Raw genomic sequence first — 18,142 nt, 5'->3', positions numbered from 1 at the left:
TGCCAGCGGCCCGAGAACCTGCCTGTGGGGGCGGGCGGCTACTTTGCGGCGAGGGCCAAGCGCAGGATGGTGTCGTAGTCGACCAGTTCGACTCCGGGCTCGGTGGTGGTCTCGCTCGTGGCGAGGACCAGCAGCTTGCGGGGGTCGGTGACCTCGACGTTGTACTTCGTCTTCGCGAACGCCTGGTTCTCCGCGTTCTTGAAGTACTCCCCGTACTGCGTGAGTCGTGCGACCCCGTCTTGCGCCGTGGTGGAGCGGCGACGCTTCTTGCCGTCCTTGCCCGTCTCGAGCAGCGGCAAGGCCAGGTCGCCGACGATGTGGCTGCCGTCCTCGCGGGCGAGGATGAAGTCCGGCGTTACGGAAGTACCGTCTGCCGCTTCGAGCACCGGCTCGCGGACCAGCTGGGTCGCGCTGAACGCGGACAGCAGGATCTCCTCGTGCTGCTGGAGGAACTCACCGACCGTCGTCTTGTGCAGCCCGTGCTGGTACGTCGCGCCGAACGGGTCAGCCTTGAGCAGCTCCTCCACCTGACCGCGCGGCACGGCAAGGGTGCCGACCGGGTCGAGGTGTGCGGCCTCGTTGACCAGCCGCTGCAGGTACTCGCGGTACTTGTCGGCCGGCTCGGAGCGGTGGATCGCGATGGCCAGGAAGGTCCAGCGCACCCGCACCGTCGACTCCGCGCTGGAGGCGAGCAGCACCCGCTCGAGCGTCGAGTAGTTGCCGGGGGAGAAGCTCAGCAGCTTGCTCTCACCGGTCCCGACCAGCTCGCGTCCGATGATCCGCTCAGCGCTCGGGTAGCGGCTGTCCAGCGCGCTCCGCCCGACCTCGGTCGCGATGGTCGCGTCCTGGTACCGGTCGTCGTTCCGCAGCACCACGACCGTACCGGCCTGGTCTGCTGCGGCCCCGAAGTACTCGTCGACCCCCGCAGCCTTCTGCCGCCGCACCTCCAGCGACCTGAACTCCCGAGTCACCCCGACGAGCTCCAGGATGTTCCAGTCCGGCGTCTCCGTCAGCACCAACTGCCGCGGATACAGCAACGGCCCCACCAACTCGCGCCCATGACTCCCCGGCAGGTGCTCACTCACGCTCTTGAGGTGCTCCCCCCAGAACTGACTGTTCACCTTCACGAACTCGGTGGGTTTCATCGCCCGCTCTCTCCTACTCCTCAGCCAACCCCGACCTAACCAGCAACCCCCGCCGCCCCCAACCCTATTCCCCCGCCACCCCGCGCCCCCACAACGAGAACAGCCCCTGACCTGTTCTTCAGGTCAGGGGCTGTTTCAGCTCCTGTGGCGGGTGCAGGGTTCGAACCTGCGTAGGCATAAGCCGACAGATTTACAGTCTGCTCCCTTTGGCCACTCGGGCAACCCGCCAGGGTGCTGCCGGTTCGTGAACCAGCGTGAGAGACGATACAACAGACAGTGCCCCTGACAGCAAATCGGTAATGACAGCAAGCTTCAGAAAGGACGTGCCCATGGCTTCGGAGTCCTCCTTCGACATCGTGAACAAGGTCGACCAGCAGGAGGTGGACAACGCCGTGAACCAGGCGGCCAAGGAGATCAGCCAGCGGTTCGACTTCAAGAACGTGGGCGCCGAGATCAAGTTGTCCGGCGAGGCGATCGACATGCAGGCGAACACCGAGGAGCGCTGCAACGCCGTCCTCGACGTGCTGAAGGACAAGCTGGTCAAGCGGCAGATCTCGCTCAAGGGCCTGGAGGTCGAGGAGCCCAAGCTGTCCGGCAAGATCTACAAGCTGCAGGCCACCATCAGCGCCGGCATCAGCCAGGAGAACGCGAAGAAGATCTCCAAGCTGATCCGCGACGAGGGCCCCAAGGGCGTCAAGGCCCAGATCCAGGGCGACGAGCTCCGCGTCTCCAGCAAGAGCCGCGACGACCTGCAGGCCGTCCAGTCCCTGATCAAGGCCCAGGACCTCGACTTCGCCGTCCAGTTCGTCAACTACCGCTGACTCCTCCGGGTGCCGGATTTGCGGAGGTGGATCAGGGACGACTTCGGTCTGGACGTGACCGAACTCACCCAGGTCCACCACGGCGCCGACCTCGCCGCCGAGGTCTGGCGAGCCGACGACTACGCCGTCAAATGGAGTACCGGCGGCACCACCGCAGCACCCGAGACCACCTCGTACCTGGCTGAGGCCGGTGTCCGTGGCGTCCCAGCGCCGGTCAGAACAACTACCGGCCACCTGTGGAGCGACCGGGATGGCAAACGCCTCTCACTGACCCCCTGGATCCCCGGAGCCCGTGCAGCCGAGACCGGGCTCACCACAGCCCAGTGGACCCAGTACGGCGCTCTGCTGGCCGAGGTGCACTCCCAAGAGGTCCCGGCCCGCCTCAAAGCCCTGCTGCCACCCCTCAACCCCATCAACGCCCGCATGCCGGCCCTGGCCCGTGAACTCGCCCAGAGGTTCGCCACGCAGACCCCTGCGGACGACCTAGAGGCCGAGCTCGCCACCACCTGGCTGGCCCACCAGACCGCGATCGACGCCCTCGTAGAGCGCGCCGCCCAGCTCCCGGTTCCTGGCCCACGCGTGATCTGCCACGCCGACCCCCATCTGGGCAACGTCCTAGTCACCCCCACCCAGCTCTACTTGATCGACTGGGACGACGCAGTACTGGCCCCCATCGAACAAGACCTCCTCTTCATGCTCGGCGGCATGGGCTCCCTAGGCCCAGCCACACCCCAAGACCAGGAAGCCTTCTTCACCGGCTACGGCCCAACCGCCCTAGACCCCACCCGCCTCACCTACTACCGCTCAGCCCGAGCCCTAGAAGACACAACCCTCTGGGCCGAACAAGCCCTCACTGGCCCCAACCGTGAGGACTGCCTGGAGATCCTCCAAGGCGTCCTCGGCCCCGACGGGCTTGTAGTACAAGCGCTCAGCTAGAGGTGGCGCATCCAGATGTTGGGTTCTACATAGAGGCCGGTGTTGGCTGTGCGGTCTATGGCGAGGGTGGTTAGGCCGTCGGGGATTACGTAGGTGCCGGTGGCGGGTAGTGGCAGGCCGGTCCAGGATTCCCAGTCGGGGACGGTGCCGGTCATGGTTTGGGAGGCGGGGGCGGGGGCTAGGAGGGTGGCGCCGAGGCGGACGTGGGTGCGGAGCCAGGGGTCTAGGGGGAGGCCGTCGTCGCGGGTCCAGGTCATGAACTCGGCTATGTCGGTCAAGGGGTAGCGCGACTTCAAGGTGGGGCGGACTGGGGCGATCATCCGGGTCAACCCCCGCGCGGCCGCCTGCTCTTTGACGGTGGTGATTACTCGGGATGCGTGGCCTTTGCCTTGTTCGTCGTTGCGGACTGCGGCGGCCATCAGGACGAAGGTGTTGGGTTCTACGCCGGCCTCGTGGGAGTCGACCGAGCGGGCGAGTGAGTCGGTGAAGCCGCCGGGGAGGTCTGCGACGGTGCCGTCCCAGGGGAGGGGGACGCCCCAGCAGCCGCCGATCAGGCGGTGGGTGTCGTCGACGAGGTAGAACTCCCAGTCGAGGAAGTACGAGCGGCGCCGATCCCGGTACAGGGCCACCTTCTCGTCGTGGAAGATGAACTCCGGCCATTCCTCCGCGAAGCGCTCGCTCGCCTCTTCGTCCAGCTCGGGCGCGGCAGAGACCGGGATCAGCTCATACATGCCCAGCACGCTAGACCGCCCGTCCACCTCCGGCCACTGCATTTCCAGCCCGTACTGCGCGTGGCGCCCCGCCCAGTTCTCGATGGCAGGTCTTGTTGAAGGCCTGGAGGTCGGGGATGCCTACCGAGGCGGCTACTGCGGGGATGGAGAGGGTGGTGGAGACCAGGAGGTGGCGGGCCCGGGCCATGCGCCGTTGGCGGATGTAGGCGACCACTGTCATCCCCGTCTCCGCCCGGAAGAGTCTGGTGAGGTGGTTGTGGGAGACGCCGGCAGTGGCGGCCAGTGCGGGCACAGTGAGAACCCTGGCGAGGTTGGCCTCGATGTAGCTGATGGCTGCCACCACTGCCGAGTGGCCGGCCGCAGCGCCGCCTTCAGTCAACGGCGCCGACAGTTGGGCCACCCGCCAGAGCGCGGCCCATACCTCGGCTACCACTCGAGCAGAGCCGCTTGGTGATGCCCCGATGGCTGAGCGGAGCATGTCGGAGAGCACCGGAGCCGTAGTACCGGCGTCTTGCACTACTGGCACGTACGACGGTTCGCCCACGAGCCGTGGACGGAAGTGCGCGAAGAGGTGCTCCGACCGCCCCCGGTAGTCGAACTGCACCGGTACTCCGGCCGGCGTCAAGCTGACCGAACCGGGCGCGACCGGGTACGTCGTACCGCCCACCGTCAGGTCAGCCGTGTACCCGTAAAGGTGGAGCTGCCAAAGGTCCGGCAACCGGAACACGTCCCGCAGCCCACGCACCCCGTGCACCCCCACGCCGACGTTCACCAGCTCGGGCGGCTCAGCCAGATGCAGCGGAATCATGGTGAGAAATTACCACCAGTGGTGAACACAACCCACGCAAATGCACAGCAAAGATACCTAGCCTGGAGGAGTACCAACCACCCAGGACCCGTCGCCCCGAGAGGGAGAGACATGCCCCACCCGCATCGCAAGAACCTCCTCACTTCCGTCCAGATGGCGAGTTTCGTCGCCACCGGCGCGTTCCGGATGGACGCCGTCGTCCCCGACGAGATGAACCAGCAGGCGCTCGACGTCCTGAAGGCCGGCATCCCCGGCGTCCCGTACGGCACCCCGCTGTCGGAGGCGTTCGTGGACAGCGAGTTCGTCCAGCGGCTGGTGCAGCTGCCCGAGGTCGCCGGCGCCATCCACAGCCTGGTCGGCCCCGAGCCGACCGTCGACCACCACGCCGTGCACATCCGCAAGGCGCACGAGGGCGAGGCGCAGAACCTGCACGGCGACGCGATCATCGACGTCCGCGAGGACGCCTTCGACGTGCAGCTCATGTACTACCCGCAGGAGGTGACGCTCGAGATGGGCGGCACCCTCAGCGTCCCCGGCAGCCACCTGCGCCGGACCAACGAGTCCGACACCGGCCGGTACCAGAACCTGCTCGGCCAGACCCGGCTCACCTGCCCGCCCGGCACGGTTGTCCTGCTGCACCACGGCATCTGGCACGGCGGCCGCAAGAACGACAGCGCCATCGACCGGTACATGTTCAAGATCCGCTTCAACCCGACCGTCCGCCAGATCCGGCTGTGGAACACCGACGATCTGTACGACGACGCCGTGGCGCACGAACTCGGCCAGTACTTCCCCTGGTACGAGAACGCCACCGGCCGACTCGAAATCTTTAACCGGGTCAAGCTTTGGCAGGCGTTGACCGGAGATGACACCTACGATCCGGACTACTGGGTCACTCGCGTGACCAACCGTCCGCGCCGCGTCGTCGCCCAGCGCAGCCTCAACCCGCACGCAGCGAAGAAGGAGATGGCATGAGCATCACCCCCGACCAGCAAGCCCTCGGCCTGCAGGCCATCGGTGAGCAGGTGGTCCGCCAGCAGGTCCTGGTGCTCTACCTGGCCTCTTCCGCGCTGGACTCGCGCACGGTCGGCTGGTCGACGTACGACGGGACCGGTTCGACGTCGCCCACCACGGGTGACTCCGACGTCCCGCCGTACGCGAGCGGACTCGACGCGCTCAAGGACGGCTGGCGGCTCTTCCAGGCCGCGCAGCTGCTCCCGCCGCAGCCGGGTCACGAGTACGACGTGTCGTTCCTCAAGCACGAGTTCTTCTTCGAGAAGCTCGTCGCCCTCTAGGCAGTGTTGGATTAGTAGGCAAGGACACAGACCGGTTTCGGCCAGTCCAGCGGCGTCCCCGTTGCGGTGAGGGCGCCGCTGCTCTGGTCGACGGTGAAGACCGCGATCGTGTCCGAGGTCTCGTTCCCGGCGTACAGCTGGAGGCCATCCTTGCTGAAGGCGAGGTGCCGCGGCCAGGTCCCGCCGGAGCCGATCGTCTGGATCAGCTCCGCCTCGAGGCCTTCCGCGCCGGTCTCGAAGACCGCGATCGTGTCGTCGCCGCGGTTCGAGCCGTAGACGAACCGGCCGTCGGCCGACACCAGGATCTCCGCCGGGAAGTTGTCGCCCGAGGCGTCGTCGGGTCGCGTCGACACGGTCTCGGCGATCGCCAGCTTGCCCTCGGCGTGGCTGAGCACGATCAGCGTCGAGTCGAGTTCGTTGATCAGGTACGCCGCGTGGCCGCCGGGGTGGAAGACGAGATGCCGCGGCCCGGCGCCCGGGTGCACCTGCAGCCGGCTCACCTCCTGCAGCGTGCCCTCCTTGGTCAGCGTCGAGACGTACACGCTGTCCGAGCCGAGATCGATGTCGAAGGCAAACGATCCGGACGGGTCGAAGGTGACCTGGTGGGCGTGCGGGCCCTCCTGGCGCTCCTCGTTCGGGCCGGTGCCCTCGCGTTGCAGGATCTGGCTCGGGTCGCCGAGCGAGCCGTCGTCCTTGATCGGGTGGATCGCGATGGACCCGGAGCTGTAGTTGGCCGACAACAGGAACTTGCCGGTCGGGTCGATCTCGAGGTGACAAGGGTCGGCGCCACCGGTGGGCTGGTGGTTGAGGAACTCCAGCGCGCCGCTGTCCGCGATGGCGAAGGCGCTGACCCGGCCGGACGGCAGTTCGTTGGTCGCGTAGAGGTACCGGCCGTCGGCCGAGATGGTCAGGAACGACGGATTGGCGGTCGCCGCGGCGACCTGCAACTCCTCCGTGGTACCGAACCCAATGCCCTCACCGCCACCGTCCCGAAGGGTGTAACTGCCGACATAGATCTGCTCCGAGGTCATGCCCCCACCCTGCCAGCTAACTCAATCGCAAGCACCCATCGGGCTCGTAGGCTCAGCCCATGGACACCGCCGCCTTCCTCCGCCGCATCGGCGTTGCCGAGCACTCCGCACCGAGCATCGAGGGCTTGTCGGAGCTGCACGAGGCCTTCGTCAGCACCGTTCCGTACGAGTCGGTGCAGTTCCAGTTCGGCCAGGGCGGATCGATGGATCCCGAGGTGGTGGCCCGGCGCATCATCGCGCGGGAGGCGGGTGGCTATTGCTTCCAGCTCAACGGTGTCCTCGCGCACCTGCTGACCTCACTCGGGTACGACGTGACGATGCATCGCGGCGGCGTCCAGACGGCCACCCGCCCAGCCGTCGTCGACGCCAGCCATATGGTCCTGACGGTCGTACTCGACGACGAGCCCTGGCTGGTCGACGCAGGTCTCGGCGACGGCCTCCTGACCCCGATGCCGCTGCAGGTCGGCGCCACGGCGTACCAGGAGCCCTTCACTCTGAAGCTGCGGGAGTCGGAACTCGTCGACGGCTGGCGCCTCGACCACGACCCCCGCGCAGGTCTGGTCGGCATGGACTTCGAGTCGGCCCCCGCTGCTTTCACCGACTTCGAAGCCCAGCACCAACACCTCTCGCTGGCTGCGGACTCCCCGTTCGTCCGCACCTGCTCAGCCTTCCTCCGCCGGCCCGACAGCATGTCGTCGTTGCGCTCGGTCGGCCTGACGCAAACAAACAAAGACCGAATCGACAACAAAATCATCGAAACCCAGCCCGAATACTACGAAATCCTCGCGGACGTTTTCCTGCTACCACTCCCGCATTTCACCAGCGCAGACCGAGATGCATTATGGCGCCGAGTCTGGACCCAATACGAGAATTACCTGGCTGCCCAGTAGTTCAGATCCAGCCGGTCCACACCTGCTCAAAGCCCAGGCCGGTCTCCGAGTTCGGCTCCCTGCAGTCGAATTGGATCAACTTGACGCCGTTGCCCAGTTGGGCTGCCGGTACGGCAAGGCACTTCCAGCTGGCGGTGTTGATCAGCCGGTGGTAGCTGTCATAGGCCCACCTCTGGTTGGCCCCGGCCGCGCCGCTCACACACGGCAACAGCTTGACCGCTCCGCCGCTTGCGCCGGTTCCCGTCAAACACAGGTCGGGGGCGGCCGTGCTCCTGAACGAATAGACCACACGGCCGTGGTCCTTCGGGTACACCGTGACGGCCCACCGCCTGGACGGGCCGTCGGGCTCGCAGTCGAACTGGATTGCCTGGACGCCAGAGGTGGTCGAGGCGGCCGGGTCGGCCACGCATTTGCTGCTGTTGGCGTTCACGATCCATTCCCCGGCGAACGACTGGCTCGCAGTGGCCGGTGCCGCCAGTCCCGCTGTCAGTAGACAGGCCGCGCCGCCGACTGCAAATAGTCCGGCAATCCGTTTCCGAGTTTGCATTGATGGTCCTCCGTTGTCGATTGCTCCGGAGTCACAGCAAATGTGATCCGGTGGCGTGGGTCAACGGTGGAAAAAACAATTGCAACTTGCTGCAGAGGTCGCAACCGTGAAGGGTAGGCCGGAGTCCAATGAGTGGCGAGCGCCGTTAGGGGCTGGTCGGGAGGACGACCTCGTAATTTGCGTCCAGTACCTGGGTGTGGTTGCGGAAGCCTCGGTGGTAGGTGATCTTGACGCCGGATGACCGCAACGGGCGCTGGTCGGACGTGACTCGGTAGCGGAGGTAGATGATGCCGGCGAGGGTCGATTTGGGCGCGATCTGCTGGCCGCCGATCGGCTTGGACGGGAGGCTCGGTGGGCTCGACTGGTCCTCTGCGCCGGGCGACCAGGCGAGCCAGGGTCCGTCGATCCGGTCCGGCTCCGGGTAGATCCGGGCCTCGATGAACTCCATCCCGGAGTCGACTGTCTGCGGTTCGACCGCGACGAGTTCGAGCGTCTGTCGGCTCTTGTTCACCACTGATGGCGCCAGGTAATAGATCTCATCGCCTTTGCGCGGCTTGCTCAGGCCGCTGGTGAACGACCCGTCGCATGACGTCGCCAGGTGGGTCAGGCACTCAGGAGGGTGAGGTCCTCCGTAGACAACATGATGGCGGCTGCGGCGATGTTCTGGTCGAGGTGGGCTGGGTTGCCGGTGCCGGGGATGGCTAGGACGTTGGGGGATTGGTGGAGGGTCCAGGCCAGGCGGATCTGTTGTTCCGTTACGCCGTGGGAGGCGGCGACGGTTTGTACTGCGGTTGCTGCCGCGCCCGTCGCGCCGGCGATGGCGAAGAACGGGACGTAGGCGACGCCACGATCGGCGCAGAGTTGGATGAATGCGTCGTCGGAGCGGGACGTCTCGATCGAGTAGCGGTTCTGGATGCAGACCACGGGGGCGATCGCCTCGGCCTCGTCGAGGTGATGCGGGCTGACGTTGGAGATGCCGAGGTGGCGGATCAGGCCGGCGTCGCGGAACTCGGTGAGCCAGCCGAAGCGTTCGGCCAGTGACTCGCCGGGCTGGTTCATGATCCGCAGGTTGACCACGTCGAGGTGGTCGACGCCGAGCCGGCGCAGGTTCTCGTCGAGCTGGACGCGGAGTTCGGCCGCCGTCGTCGCGTTGTAGAAACCGCGCTCGGGGCTGTCGCCCGGCCCGATCTTGGTGGTGATGACGAGCTCCTCCGGGTACGGCGACAGTGCCTCCCGGATCAGGTCGAGCGCCGGCCCGTAGAACGCGGCCGTGTCGATGTGGTTGACGCCGAGCTCGACCGCGCGCCGCAGTACTTGGAGCGCGACCTCACGATCCGGACTGCCCGCCAGCCGCATCGAGCCGAAGCCCATCCGGTTGACCGTGAAGCCGCCGAGTTTCCAGGTCCCCGCGGCAGCCGCGGTCAGCTCAGGTGAAGGCACACATCGAGCCTACTCACTCCTCGATCGCGCCACCGACGCCGCGAAGATGCTCGCGAAACGTGAGCGACGGACGCTCCTTGCGTGCCGCGAGGTAGGCGTCGAAACCGACCTGCCGGCGCAACGAAGTACCGGAGCGGATCAGCTCGGCCTGGCGTCGTTCGGTCGCCTGGATCGAGGTGGCGAGGTCGAGCAGTTCCTCGGCCCGGTCGGCCGGGATGAAGATGACACCGTCCTCGTCACCCAGTACTACGTCAGCGCGCGTGACCGTCCAATCGCCGACGACCGCGTACTCCAGCGCGTCCGGCGCCTGGGGATCGAGCCGGAGCGGCCCGGTCGGAAGCGCGCCGAGGCTGTACACAGGCAGGCCGACCGCCCGGATGTCGACCGTGTCCCGGTGCAGACCCCAGATGACCAGCCCGGTGAGGCCGGCAGCCTTCGCCTCCTCGGCCACCATGTCGCCGACGCAGGCCTCGTCGCGGCGCGCGCCGTTGTCGACGACGAGCACGTCACCGGCCTCGGCCGAGTCGAATGCCTCCAAGTAGATGTCGACGCTCCCGACGTGGCGTACCGGAAGTACCCGGCCGGCGACGCGCCAGGAGGTGACGGGTTGTAGCGACACCGTCCGCACCGGAACGTCCGCGCGCAGGCAGGCGTCGGCGACATGAGCAGTGGTCAGACTCTCGAACCGCTTCAGCAGATCCATTCCCTGACTTTAGTCAGCGAGTCGATACGGAACCAGAAGGTCGCAGTACTAGCGGTCGAGGAACTGGATGATCCGGGGGAGGTCCGGCTGGTAGCCGTCAGTGGTGTCGACCGTCAGGGTCGGGACCGGGAGCGTGATCGGGTCGAAGGCATCGTGACCGCGCCGCCACGTCTCCGCGGAACGGTGACCGTCCTCATGCGCCTTGCGGAGGGTGTTCTCCGCGGCGCGGGTGGTGATCCGCTCCTGCGCGACCTCAGCGGAGACCACGCAATGCACGATCCGAAGCTCGGCCAGCCCGAGGAACGGCGTGAGTCCCGGCCGCCAGACACGATCCTGGAATGCGGCCTCGGCGACCACCGTCGAGCCGCGGCCGATCAGCAGGCCGATCACGTCGAAGAACGTCGCGAGCGTGCGCATCGTCAGCGGATCGGCCGGACCCGGTACGAAGCCAGGCGTCGCGTGCGCCATCCCCTCCTTGATCTCGTCCCGGCAGATCGCCGGACAGCCGACGGCGGCCGCGATCCGGTGGGCGAGCGTGGTCTTGCCGCTGCCCGGCGGACCGCTGACCACGATGAGCATGGGCTTCGACGACACCTCGGCACCTTAGCGTCCGCTGCTGATCGGGATCCGTCCGGATATGACTGGACGGACTAGCCCGGTATCCGCACCATGGCTGAGTGACCACGTACTCCGCAGTCCGTACCACCGGTATCTACTGCCGCCCGGGTTGCGGCGCCAAACCCCTCGCGGAGAACGTCGAAACCTTCGAACTGCCGTCCGCCGCCGAGGCCGCCGGCTACCGCGCCTGCCTACGCTGCCGTCCGTACCGGGTGGCTGGCACCGTCGCCGACGAAGCCCCCGAACTCGTCTGCCGCGCAGTCCAGCTGATCATCACCGGCGTGCTCGACGACGCGGACGAGACCGCACTGGCCGCGCGACTGGGGTTGTCCGCACGCCATCTGCGCCGGATGTTCAACGACCATCTCGGCGTCACGCCCGACCAGTTCGCCCGCTCCCGCCGCGCGCATTTCGCCCGTCGACTGCTCGACGACTCGGATCTGACGATCGCCGACGTCGCCTTCGCGTCCGGCTTCGGCAGCCTGCGCCAGTTCAACCGCGCGATGCGTGAGATCTTCCGGTCGACCCCACGTGAGCTGCGCGATCGTCGTCGCCGTACCGACCGGCTGGCCGCCGACGGAGGCCTCGTACTACGGATGCCGTACACCCCGCCGTACGACTGGCCCGCGATGCTCGCCTTCCTCACCACCCACGCGATCCCCGGCGTGGAGTCCGTCATCGACGGTGTGTACCGCCGCACGATCGCCCTCGACGGCGACCCCGGCCTCCTCGAAATCACCGCGGGCGGCCCCGACCACCTCCTCCTGCGCGCCCATCTCCCTTACTGGGAAGGCGTCATCCACGTCGCGGAACGCGCAGCCCAACTCGTCGGCCTCGAAACCGAACCGGTACTAGCCACCGCCCAGCTAAGCGGCGATCCCGTCATCGGCCCGCTGATCAAAGACCGTCCCGGCCTCCGAGTGCCCGGAGCATGGGGCCCGTTCGAGATCGCCGTCGCAGCAATAGTCCGAGACCAAGATTCGACCGAGCTGCTCAAGGAGTTGGTGGAGACCGTCGGTACGCCGGTTGCGGGGCTCGGCCATGGACTCACCCATGCATTTCCTTCGGCGGAGACGCTGGCGAGCCGGTACGACCAGCCGGGTCGCGTCAGCGACACCCTCCGCGCGCTGGCCAACGAAGTTGCCGCAGGCAACATCAAGCTCGATGGCGGTGAACCACTCGAAACCCTCGTCCTGAGCCTCACGTGCATCGATGGGATCAGCGACATCGCCGCCCACCACATCGCCCTCCGCCTGGGTGCCCGCGATGCCTTTCCTGCAGGGCCCGCCACGGACTCCGAAGCCTGGCGTCCGTGGCGGGCTCTCGCTTACCTTCACCTATCGCAGTAGCGCGTTGTGCTTGCCCAAGTCACCCAAGATCTCGTAGGTGCCAGTAGCAAGCACTTCCTGCGCAGCCGCGGCCGCGAGCCCATAGGCCCCCGCACTGATTGCCGGCCCAAGACTGATCCGCGCGACCCCCAAGGCGGCCAACTCGCCGACAGTCGGTCCGCCGGGCCCCGTCATCACGTTCAACGGAAGCGGTGACCCGGCAACGAGTTCGCGGATGATCTTCGGATCGCCGACACCCGGAACGAAGAGCACATCAGCGCCTGCTTCGGCGTACAGGCGTGCTCGTTCCAGCGTCCCGGTCCCATCGCCGAACAGATGAGTGTCCGTCCGTGCGTTGATCACGAGATCGATGCCTGAGGCAACCGCTGCTGAGCGAGCCGCCGCGATCCGCGCGGCCAGCACCGCCGGATCGCTCAGCACATGCGCGACGCTGTCCTCGAGATTGATGCCGACGACGCCGATCTCGATGACCTCGGCAACGGTTTCGCCGACCTCGGCCGGCGTCGCGCCGTACCCGGATTCCAGATCGGCGGTGAGTGGTACCGAGATCACCGCCGCGATGCGGCGCAGTACCGCGAGCGCCGCGGCGCGGGTGAGACCACCCGCGTCCGCGACTCCCTCGGCCCACGAAACGCCTGCACTCGTCGTCGCGACGGCTTTGGCGCCCGCCGCCTCGATCGCGCGCGCCGAACCGGGGTCCCACGCGTTCGGCAGGACGAGCGGCCCGTCTGCATGCAGCGCCCGGAAAGCCCGGGCCTGTGCCTTCCGGTCGGTGCTCATACGCTGACCAGCAGCTCGTGGTCGATCTCGACGAACTCCACGATCAGCTCGGCGAACTGCCCCGCGATCAGCTCCTTGTACGCCGACGAGCCGGTGTGCGCGTCGTACGCCGCCTGGTCCGCGAAGTGCTCCACGAACAGCAGGTAGTCGGGCGTCGCAGGATCGCGATACACCCGGAACGACAACGTGCCTTCCTCCTGCCCGGGCCCTTGCGGTGCGAACGCCTGAACGAGCTCCTCGGCCTTCGCCTGGTTGCCGGCCTTGAGGTGGATGGGGAATACCTTTGCAAGCACTTTCTTCCTCCTGATGGATGCGTTCTCAGGACTCAAGAATCACCCGCGGAGGCCGTCCCGGTCTGGCCATATCCGGCCATCATCCAGTCTCATAATTCAAGACGATATGTCTCACAAAACAAGATGAAGCGCTAGCCTGAGCGTGCTGACCGAGGACAAGGGAGTCCGTCATGAACAACGTGTACACGCACGGCCACCACGAATCCGTACTGCGCTCGCACAGCTGGCGCACCGCTGAGAACTCGGCCGGCTACCTGTTGCCGCAGCTGCGTCCAGGCCAGTCCTTGCTCGACATCGGCGCAGGCCCCGGCACCATCACGGCCGACCTCGCCCGGCTCGTCCAGCCCGGTCGGACGACGGCTCTCGAGGCGAACGAGGGCGCGCTCGACATCACCCGCGCGACCTTCGCCAAGCTCGACATCTCGGTCGACTTCATCGTCGGCGACGTCCACCACCTCGACCTGCCCGACGACTCCTTCGACGTCGTCCACGCTCACCAGGTCTTGCAGCACGTGGCCGACCCGGTCCAGGCACTCCGCGAGATGCGCCGCGTCTGCAAGCCCGGCGGCATCGTCGCGGCCCGTGACTCCGACTACCAAGCCTTCGCCTGGTTCCCCGAGTTGCCCGAGCTCACCGAGTGGATGACGCTCTACCAACGCCTCGCCCGCGCCAACGGTGGCGAACCCGACGCTGGTCGCCGCCTGCTCTCCTGGGCACTGGAGGCCGGCTTCGAGAAGGTCGAGGCGACGGCCAGCAACTGGACCTTCACCACCGACGAGGACCGGGCCTGGTGGGGCGGCATGTGGGCCGACCGGATCCTCCAGTCGGCGATGGCCGAGCAGGCGCTCGCTTCCGGCGTACCGCAAGAAACGCTCGACGAGATCTCCAAGGCCTGGCAGGCCTGGGCAGCCGACCCCGCCGCCTTCATCTCCTTACTCCACGGAGAGATCCTCGCCACTGCGTGACGCCAGCACGACGAGGTAACCGTCGGGGTCACGGAGCCAGAGTTCATGGTGGCCGGCGTTGGGATTGTGGTGCAGGTCGGTCTGGACAGTGGCGCCGGTCGCCTTGATGCGCTCGGCCTCCAGGGGCTCGACCTCGAACCACAGTGCAACGCCGTTGCCGACGGGCAGCGTGGGGTCGCCGATCGTGCCGTGGTGGTGGCCGAGTTCCAGCTTGTGGAGTTGGAGGATCATCGCGTCGCCGACGAGGAGTTGCTCGTACTCCGGGCCGCCGTGGCCGCTCGTCGCGCCCAGTACAGCGCAGTACCAGGCACTGCTCTTCTCGACGTCGTGGACGGCGATCATGGGCTGTGGTTGAACTGTCATGCCGCCGACGCTAGCTGCTGCGGTCGCCGCCGGTCTTGAACGAATGGGAGCGCTGGCGGGAGACCTCGTAGAGGACAGCGGTCGCCGCGTTGGCGGCATTCAGCGAACTCGCCGAGCCCGTCATCGGGATGCGGACGAGGTGGTCGGCGAGCTCCTTCCAGGCGGCGCTGAGGCCTGACGTCTCGTTGCCGATCAGCAGCAGGGTCGGCCGGGTCAGGTCGAAGTCGAAGATGTCGGCCTCGCCGTGCTCATCGGTGCCGACCACGACAACCGGCGTACCGGCGTCGCGCTGTTCCGAGACCCACGCCATCACCTCACGCTGCGACGGCACCCGCACAGCCGGTACTGCGAACAGCGACCCCGTGCTCGCCCGGACGGCCTTCGAGTCATAAACGTCGGCTGCGTGCCCGGTGACGATCACGCCGTCCGCACCGAACGCGTCGGCGGACCGGATGATCGACCCGATGTTGCCTGGCCCGGTCGGCCGATCGAACACGACTCCGAGGAAGTCCGGCCCCACCTTGATCCGATCGAGCTCATCCGCGGGCATCTCCACCACCGCGATCAGCTCAGGCGGTGTCTCGCCCTTCTCGCCCAGTTCAGCCAGCAACTCCGGCGCCATGCTGACCCGCTCGACGCTGCGGTTGCCCTGCAACAGATCACCGGCCCACCGAGACAGCCCCCGCTCCGAGTCGTACAGGAACGCGCGGATGGTCCATCCGTGCTCGAGCGCCAGGCTGATCGGCCGGACTCCCTGGACCAGGAACTCGCCGGCCCGCAGCCGCTTGTTCCGGTTGGTGAGCAGTGCCTCCCACACCTGGAAGCGGGCATTCCTGCTACTGATCCGCTGCGCCGCGGGCATCGGTCCTCCGTCTGGTCAGCCGAACGAACCCCCACAGTACGAGGCTCGGCAGCCAGACGAGCACGAGCCACGGGAGCCACCAGGCTTTGAACCCGTTGTTCAGCTCCGGTTGCTGGTCGGCGGCAAACGGTAGCGCTGTCGCCGACCAGACCAGAAACGCGTCGCCGATCGGTACCAGCCCGAGCGCATACCGCTTGGTGTGCAACCCGCTGACCGGTACTCCGAGCAGGTCGCCCTCCCGAGCCAGTACGCCGGCCAATGAGTCGTGCTGGACGCGCGCTGCCCCGAGCCCGACCGTCGTCGCCGACAGGCTGACCCCGAACACCAGCGGCCCGGAGTCGACATCCCCACTCCCGGCGGTCCGCTTGGGGAACTCCCGGATCGCCGGCCCGAGCCCGGTGACGAACTTCTGCCGGAACACCTCGTACTGCGATCGCGCGAACCCCGGATCGATCTCCAGCAGGAACCGATGGATGAGCGTCTGCGAAGTACCCCGAGCGCCCGTACTCACCGGCGTCACCTGGTGCGGCATCAGCCCGGTCGCCGGATCCAGTCGCGTCTTCACCCCGGCCACCCAGCGCTCCACAGTCGGCTGGAAACGTGGCGTCGCCAGCTGGTCGTACAAGGCGAGTGAGGCCATCGCCACCGTCGAGTCCACCGGCCAGGCCTGACCCGGATACGCATCCAGGTAAGGGGTTTGAGACGCATCGAAGGCCTGCGCCAGTTCGGTCGAGGCTTTTGTGTACTCCGCGAGGTCGCGCGACTCCGCCGGCTGCAGCGCGACGATGCCGCCGCGGAGCCAGTTGGTCCAGCCCGCGTGGAATACGCCGTACCGGGGTGTGAGGCCGGTGAGGTCGAAGGGTCTGGTGCCGTCGGCCGTGTAGAGCCGGTTGAGTGCCCATTGCGCTTGGGTTGCCGCCTCGGCCCGGCGTACCGGCGAGTCGAGCCCGACCTGCACCCAGGACAGCCCGTAGAGCACGTTCATGAAGAAGTACCCCTCGGGCTTCAGCCCTTGAGCGTCCTGGTCGGCTCCGCCTTCGATCGCTTGCCGAAGGAACTGGAGTTGCTTGACGGCGCCGTCGGTGGGTTCGCCGCGGGGCAGTACCAACCGCGCGGTACCCAGCAACGACAGCAGGCTCGCCACCACGGCGATACCGATCAGCAACTTCCGCAGCACGCGCATCCCCCTACGTTTCCTGAACCGTAGGGGGCGGCGAGGTCAGGCGACGACCTGGATCAGCCCGAGTGTGTTGCCGTCCGCGTCCGTGGTGGTGGCCAGGCGCTGGCGACCGCTGGAGACGATCTGAGGATCGGTGGCGGTGATCCCCGAACCGGCGAGCGTCGAGAGGGCGGTGTCGAGGTCGTCAACGGTGAAGTTGACCGACGTGTGCCCTGCCCGGGACGGGTCCTGGAAGACCTGGACCACGCCGAGGTCGCTCAGGTGCCACTCGGCCAGCGTGTCCATCGGCCGCTGATCCGCAGGCCGCCCGAAGAACGACTCGTACCACTGAGCCGCCGGCTCGAGCTCATGAACCGGAATCACCGCAAGCACTGCCTTGAACGTCACTTTCGCCCTCACCTCTTCGGCGGCCACCCGGGTCCGGGCGGCACTCTCCCACGCAGCCCGGTGCCCAAAACGCCCCCTCGCCATGCCTGAGTGGGTTCAGACCAGCTTGCGGCCGAGGAAGTCCCGGATCAGGGTGGCGATCTCCGGGGCGTTGGATTCGAGGGCGAAGTGGCCGGCGTCGAGGAGGTGGATCTCGGCGTCCGGGAGGTCGCGCTGGAAGGCCTTGGCGCCGGCTGGCGGGAAGATCTCGTCGCCTGCGCCCCAGGCGGCGAGCAGCGGGACCTGGCTGGTACGGAAGTACTCCTGGAACTTCGGGTACAGCTTGAAGTTGTCCAGGTAGGTGCGGACTAGATCCACCTGAACCTGCTCTGCGCCGGGGCGGGCGAGCAACGAGAGGTCGTGCTGCCATGCGTCGGGGCTGAGCAGGGTCTGGTCCTTCACACCGTGCTGGTAGGCCCACTTCACCAGGGCCTCAGACTGCATCTCGGCGGCCGCCTTGGCGTTTTCCGGTGTGGGGTCCGCGTCGTACGCGACGACGGCGGCCCACATCGCCTCGACGTACCCGTCCTCGTAGGCGTTGCCGTTCTGGGTGATGATCGCCGTGATCCGCTCCGGGTGCTCCAGCGCCATCCGCCACCCGATCGGTGCGCCGAAGTCCTGCACATACATCGCGTACTGCGTCAGGCCGAGCTTCTCGGTGAGAGCGGTCGTCAGGGCGGCCAGCGCCGCGAAGCTGTACTCGAAATCATTCGCCGACGGCATCGCGGAGTGCCCGAAGCCTAGGTGGTCGGGGGCGATCAGGTGATAGCGGTCCTCGAGCAACGGGATCAGGTCGCGGAACATGTGCGAGCTCGCCGGGAAGCCGTGCAAGAGCAGCAGTACCGGCGCATCGGCCGGGCCCGCCTCGCGGTAGAAGAGTTCGTGTCCATCGACCTCGACGGTGCGGTGGTGAACGGTCATCACTTAACCCCTTTGGATGTTTTATCTGGTTACAGGGG

The 18,142-nt window shown here is 67.1% G+C and carries 23 protein-coding genes and 1 tRNA gene; 7 read left to right on the top strand and 17 right to left on the bottom strand.

The genetic code is table 11. From position 1 onward, the window contains the following. Positions 1-38: 38 nt before the first annotated feature. Both OHA70_RS06575 and OHA70_RS06570 read right to left on the bottom strand, forming a co-directional pair. Positions 39-1,145 carry a hypothetical protein gene (locus OHA70_RS06575; protein ID WP_328329622.1) on the bottom strand — a complete coding sequence of 369 codons (1,107 nt, stop codon included), beginning with the start codon at positions 1,143-1,145 and terminating at the stop codon, positions 39-41. Between the two features lie 145 nt (positions 1,146-1,290). Next, positions 1,291-1,373, bottom strand: a tRNA-Tyr gene (locus OHA70_RS06570). A 101-nt stretch (positions 1,374-1,474) separates the two neighbouring features. On the opposite strand from OHA70_RS06570, the gene OHA70_RS06565 reads away from it, so the two are divergent. Both OHA70_RS06565 and OHA70_RS06560 read left to right on the top strand, forming a co-directional pair. Beyond that, on the top strand, positions 1,475-1,966 hold the full coding sequence (locus OHA70_RS06565) for a YajQ family cyclic di-GMP-binding protein (RefSeq protein ID WP_328329620.1): 492 nt from the start codon (positions 1,475-1,477) through the stop codon (positions 1,964-1,966). 54 nt (positions 1,967-2,020) lie between these two features. After that, positions 2,021-2,902 carry a phosphotransferase enzyme family protein gene (locus OHA70_RS06560; RefSeq protein WP_328329618.1) on the top strand — a complete coding sequence of 294 codons (882 nt, stop codon included), beginning with the start codon at positions 2,021-2,023 and terminating at the stop codon, positions 2,900-2,902. Here OHA70_RS06560 and OHA70_RS06555 read toward each other — a convergent pair. Together OHA70_RS06555 and OHA70_RS06550 are read right to left on the bottom strand one after the other, a co-directional pair. Further along, complete coding sequence (locus OHA70_RS06555) at positions 2,899-3,633, bottom strand: GNAT family N-acetyltransferase (protein WP_328329616.1); 735 nt, start codon at positions 3,631-3,633, stop codon at positions 2,899-2,901. The genes OHA70_RS06560 and OHA70_RS06555 overlap by 4 nt on opposite strands. A 10-nt stretch (positions 3,634-3,643) precedes the next feature. After that, positions 3,644-4,441: an AraC family transcriptional regulator gene (locus OHA70_RS06550; protein ID WP_328329614.1), complete on the bottom strand. Its 798-nt coding sequence runs from the start codon at positions 4,439-4,441 to the stop codon at positions 3,644-3,646. 111 nt (positions 4,442-4,552) lie between these two features. On the opposite strand from OHA70_RS06550, the gene OHA70_RS06545 reads away from it, so the two are divergent. Then, on the top strand, positions 4,553-5,416 hold the full coding sequence (locus tag OHA70_RS06545) for a phytanoyl-CoA dioxygenase family protein (protein WP_328329612.1): 864 nt from the start codon (positions 4,553-4,555) through the stop codon (positions 5,414-5,416). Next, positions 5,413-5,736 (top strand): hypothetical protein, encoded by a 324-nt coding sequence (locus OHA70_RS06540; RefSeq protein WP_328329610.1) that lies wholly within the window; start codon positions 5,413-5,415, stop codon positions 5,734-5,736. The genes OHA70_RS06545 and OHA70_RS06540 overlap by 4 nt, the downstream gene beginning before the upstream one ends. An 11-nt stretch (positions 5,737-5,747) precedes the next feature. Here OHA70_RS06540 and OHA70_RS06535 read toward each other — a convergent pair whose 3' ends face one another. Continuing rightward, positions 5,748-6,767, bottom strand: coding sequence for a lactonase family protein (locus OHA70_RS06535; protein ID WP_328329608.1), 1,020 nt, complete (start codon positions 6,765-6,767; stop codon positions 5,748-5,750). Between the two features lie 59 nt (positions 6,768-6,826). Here OHA70_RS06535 and OHA70_RS06530 point away from each other — a divergent pair, with 59 nt between their 5' ends. Next, a complete protein-coding gene (locus OHA70_RS06530) occupies positions 6,827-7,657 on the top strand; it encodes an arylamine N-acetyltransferase family protein (protein WP_328329606.1) in 831 nt (276 codons plus the stop codon). A gap of 1 nt (position 7,658) precedes the next feature. Here OHA70_RS06530 and OHA70_RS06525 read toward each other — a convergent pair whose 3' ends face one another. The 5 genes from OHA70_RS06525 to OHA70_RS06505 all read right to left on the bottom strand — a co-directional run bounded on the left by OHA70_RS06525 (position 7,659) and on the right by OHA70_RS06505 (position 10,941). Next, complete coding sequence (locus OHA70_RS06525) at positions 7,659-8,204, bottom strand: RICIN domain-containing protein (RefSeq protein WP_328329604.1); 546 nt, start codon at positions 8,202-8,204, stop codon at positions 7,659-7,661. Between the two features lie 145 nt (positions 8,205-8,349). Further along, the gene (locus OHA70_RS06520; RefSeq protein ID WP_328329602.1) at positions 8,350-8,715 is read right to left on the bottom strand and encodes a hypothetical protein; all 366 of its coding nucleotides are present in this window, start codon (positions 8,713-8,715) and stop codon (positions 8,350-8,352) included. A 92-nt stretch (positions 8,716-8,807) separates the two neighbouring features. Continuing rightward, a complete protein-coding gene (locus OHA70_RS06515) occupies positions 8,808-9,644 on the bottom strand; it encodes an oxidoreductase (RefSeq protein ID WP_328329600.1) in 837 nt (278 codons plus the stop codon). Positions 9,645-9,657: 13 nt separating this feature from the next. Continuing rightward, a complete protein-coding gene (locus tag OHA70_RS06510) occupies positions 9,658-10,347 on the bottom strand; it encodes an RraA family protein (RefSeq protein ID WP_328329598.1) in 690 nt (229 codons plus the stop codon). Positions 10,348-10,395: 48 nt separating this feature from the next. After that, a complete protein-coding gene (locus tag OHA70_RS06505; RefSeq protein WP_328329596.1) occupies positions 10,396-10,941 on the bottom strand; it encodes an AAA family ATPase in 546 nt (181 codons plus the stop codon). Positions 10,942-11,024: 83 nt separating this feature from the next. Here OHA70_RS06505 and OHA70_RS06500 point away from each other — a divergent pair, with 83 nt between their 5' ends. Further along, positions 11,025-12,314, top strand: a complete 1,290-nt coding sequence (locus OHA70_RS06500) for a DNA-3-methyladenine glycosylase 2 family protein (RefSeq protein WP_328329594.1) — start codon at positions 11,025-11,027, stop codon at positions 12,312-12,314. Here OHA70_RS06500 and OHA70_RS06495 read toward each other — a convergent pair. Together OHA70_RS06495 and OHA70_RS06490 are read right to left on the bottom strand one after the other, a co-directional pair. After that, a complete protein-coding gene (locus OHA70_RS06495; protein ID WP_328329592.1) occupies positions 12,303-13,094 on the bottom strand; it encodes an isocitrate lyase/PEP mutase family protein in 792 nt (263 codons plus the stop codon). The genes OHA70_RS06500 and OHA70_RS06495 overlap by 12 nt on opposite strands. After that, complete coding sequence (locus OHA70_RS06490) at positions 13,091-13,387, bottom strand: putative quinol monooxygenase (RefSeq protein ID WP_328329590.1); 297 nt, start codon at positions 13,385-13,387, stop codon at positions 13,091-13,093. The genes OHA70_RS06495 and OHA70_RS06490 overlap by 4 nt, the downstream gene beginning before the upstream one ends. A 170-nt stretch (positions 13,388-13,557) precedes the next feature. Between OHA70_RS06490 and OHA70_RS06485 the strand changes: the two genes are divergently transcribed. Continuing rightward, a complete protein-coding gene (locus OHA70_RS06485; protein ID WP_328329588.1) occupies positions 13,558-14,352 on the top strand; it encodes a class I SAM-dependent methyltransferase in 795 nt (264 codons plus the stop codon). On the opposite strand, the gene OHA70_RS06480 is transcribed toward OHA70_RS06485, so the two are convergent. The 5 genes from OHA70_RS06480 to OHA70_RS06460 form a co-directional block, all read right to left on the bottom strand. Further along, a complete protein-coding gene (locus OHA70_RS06480; RefSeq protein ID WP_328329586.1) occupies positions 14,320-14,715 on the bottom strand; it encodes a VOC family protein in 396 nt (131 codons plus the stop codon). The genes OHA70_RS06485 and OHA70_RS06480 overlap by 33 nt on opposite strands. A gap of 10 nt (positions 14,716-14,725) precedes the next feature. After that, a complete protein-coding gene (locus tag OHA70_RS06475; RefSeq protein ID WP_328329584.1) occupies positions 14,726-15,577 on the bottom strand; it encodes a TrmH family RNA methyltransferase in 852 nt (283 codons plus the stop codon). Then, a complete protein-coding gene (locus tag OHA70_RS06470; RefSeq protein WP_328329582.1) occupies positions 15,552-16,760 on the bottom strand; it encodes a hypothetical protein in 1,209 nt (402 codons plus the stop codon). The genes OHA70_RS06475 and OHA70_RS06470 overlap by 26 nt, the downstream gene beginning before the upstream one ends. 36 nt (positions 16,761-16,796) lie before the next feature. Beyond that, positions 16,797-17,144 (bottom strand): VOC family protein, encoded by a 348-nt coding sequence (locus OHA70_RS06465; protein ID WP_328329580.1) that lies wholly within the window; start codon positions 17,142-17,144, stop codon positions 16,797-16,799. A 96-nt stretch (positions 17,145-17,240) separates the two neighbouring features. Next, positions 17,241-18,104: an alpha/beta fold hydrolase gene (locus OHA70_RS06460; protein WP_328329578.1), complete on the bottom strand. Its 864-nt coding sequence runs from the start codon at positions 18,102-18,104 to the stop codon at positions 17,241-17,243. Between the last annotated feature and the right edge of the window lie 38 nt (positions 18,105-18,142).

Source organism: Kribbella sp. NBC_00382, assembly GCF_036067295.1.
Lineage (GTDB): Bacteria > Actinomycetota > Actinomycetes > Propionibacteriales > Kribbellaceae > Kribbella.
This window is presented reverse-complemented; position numbering and strand designations above follow the sequence as displayed.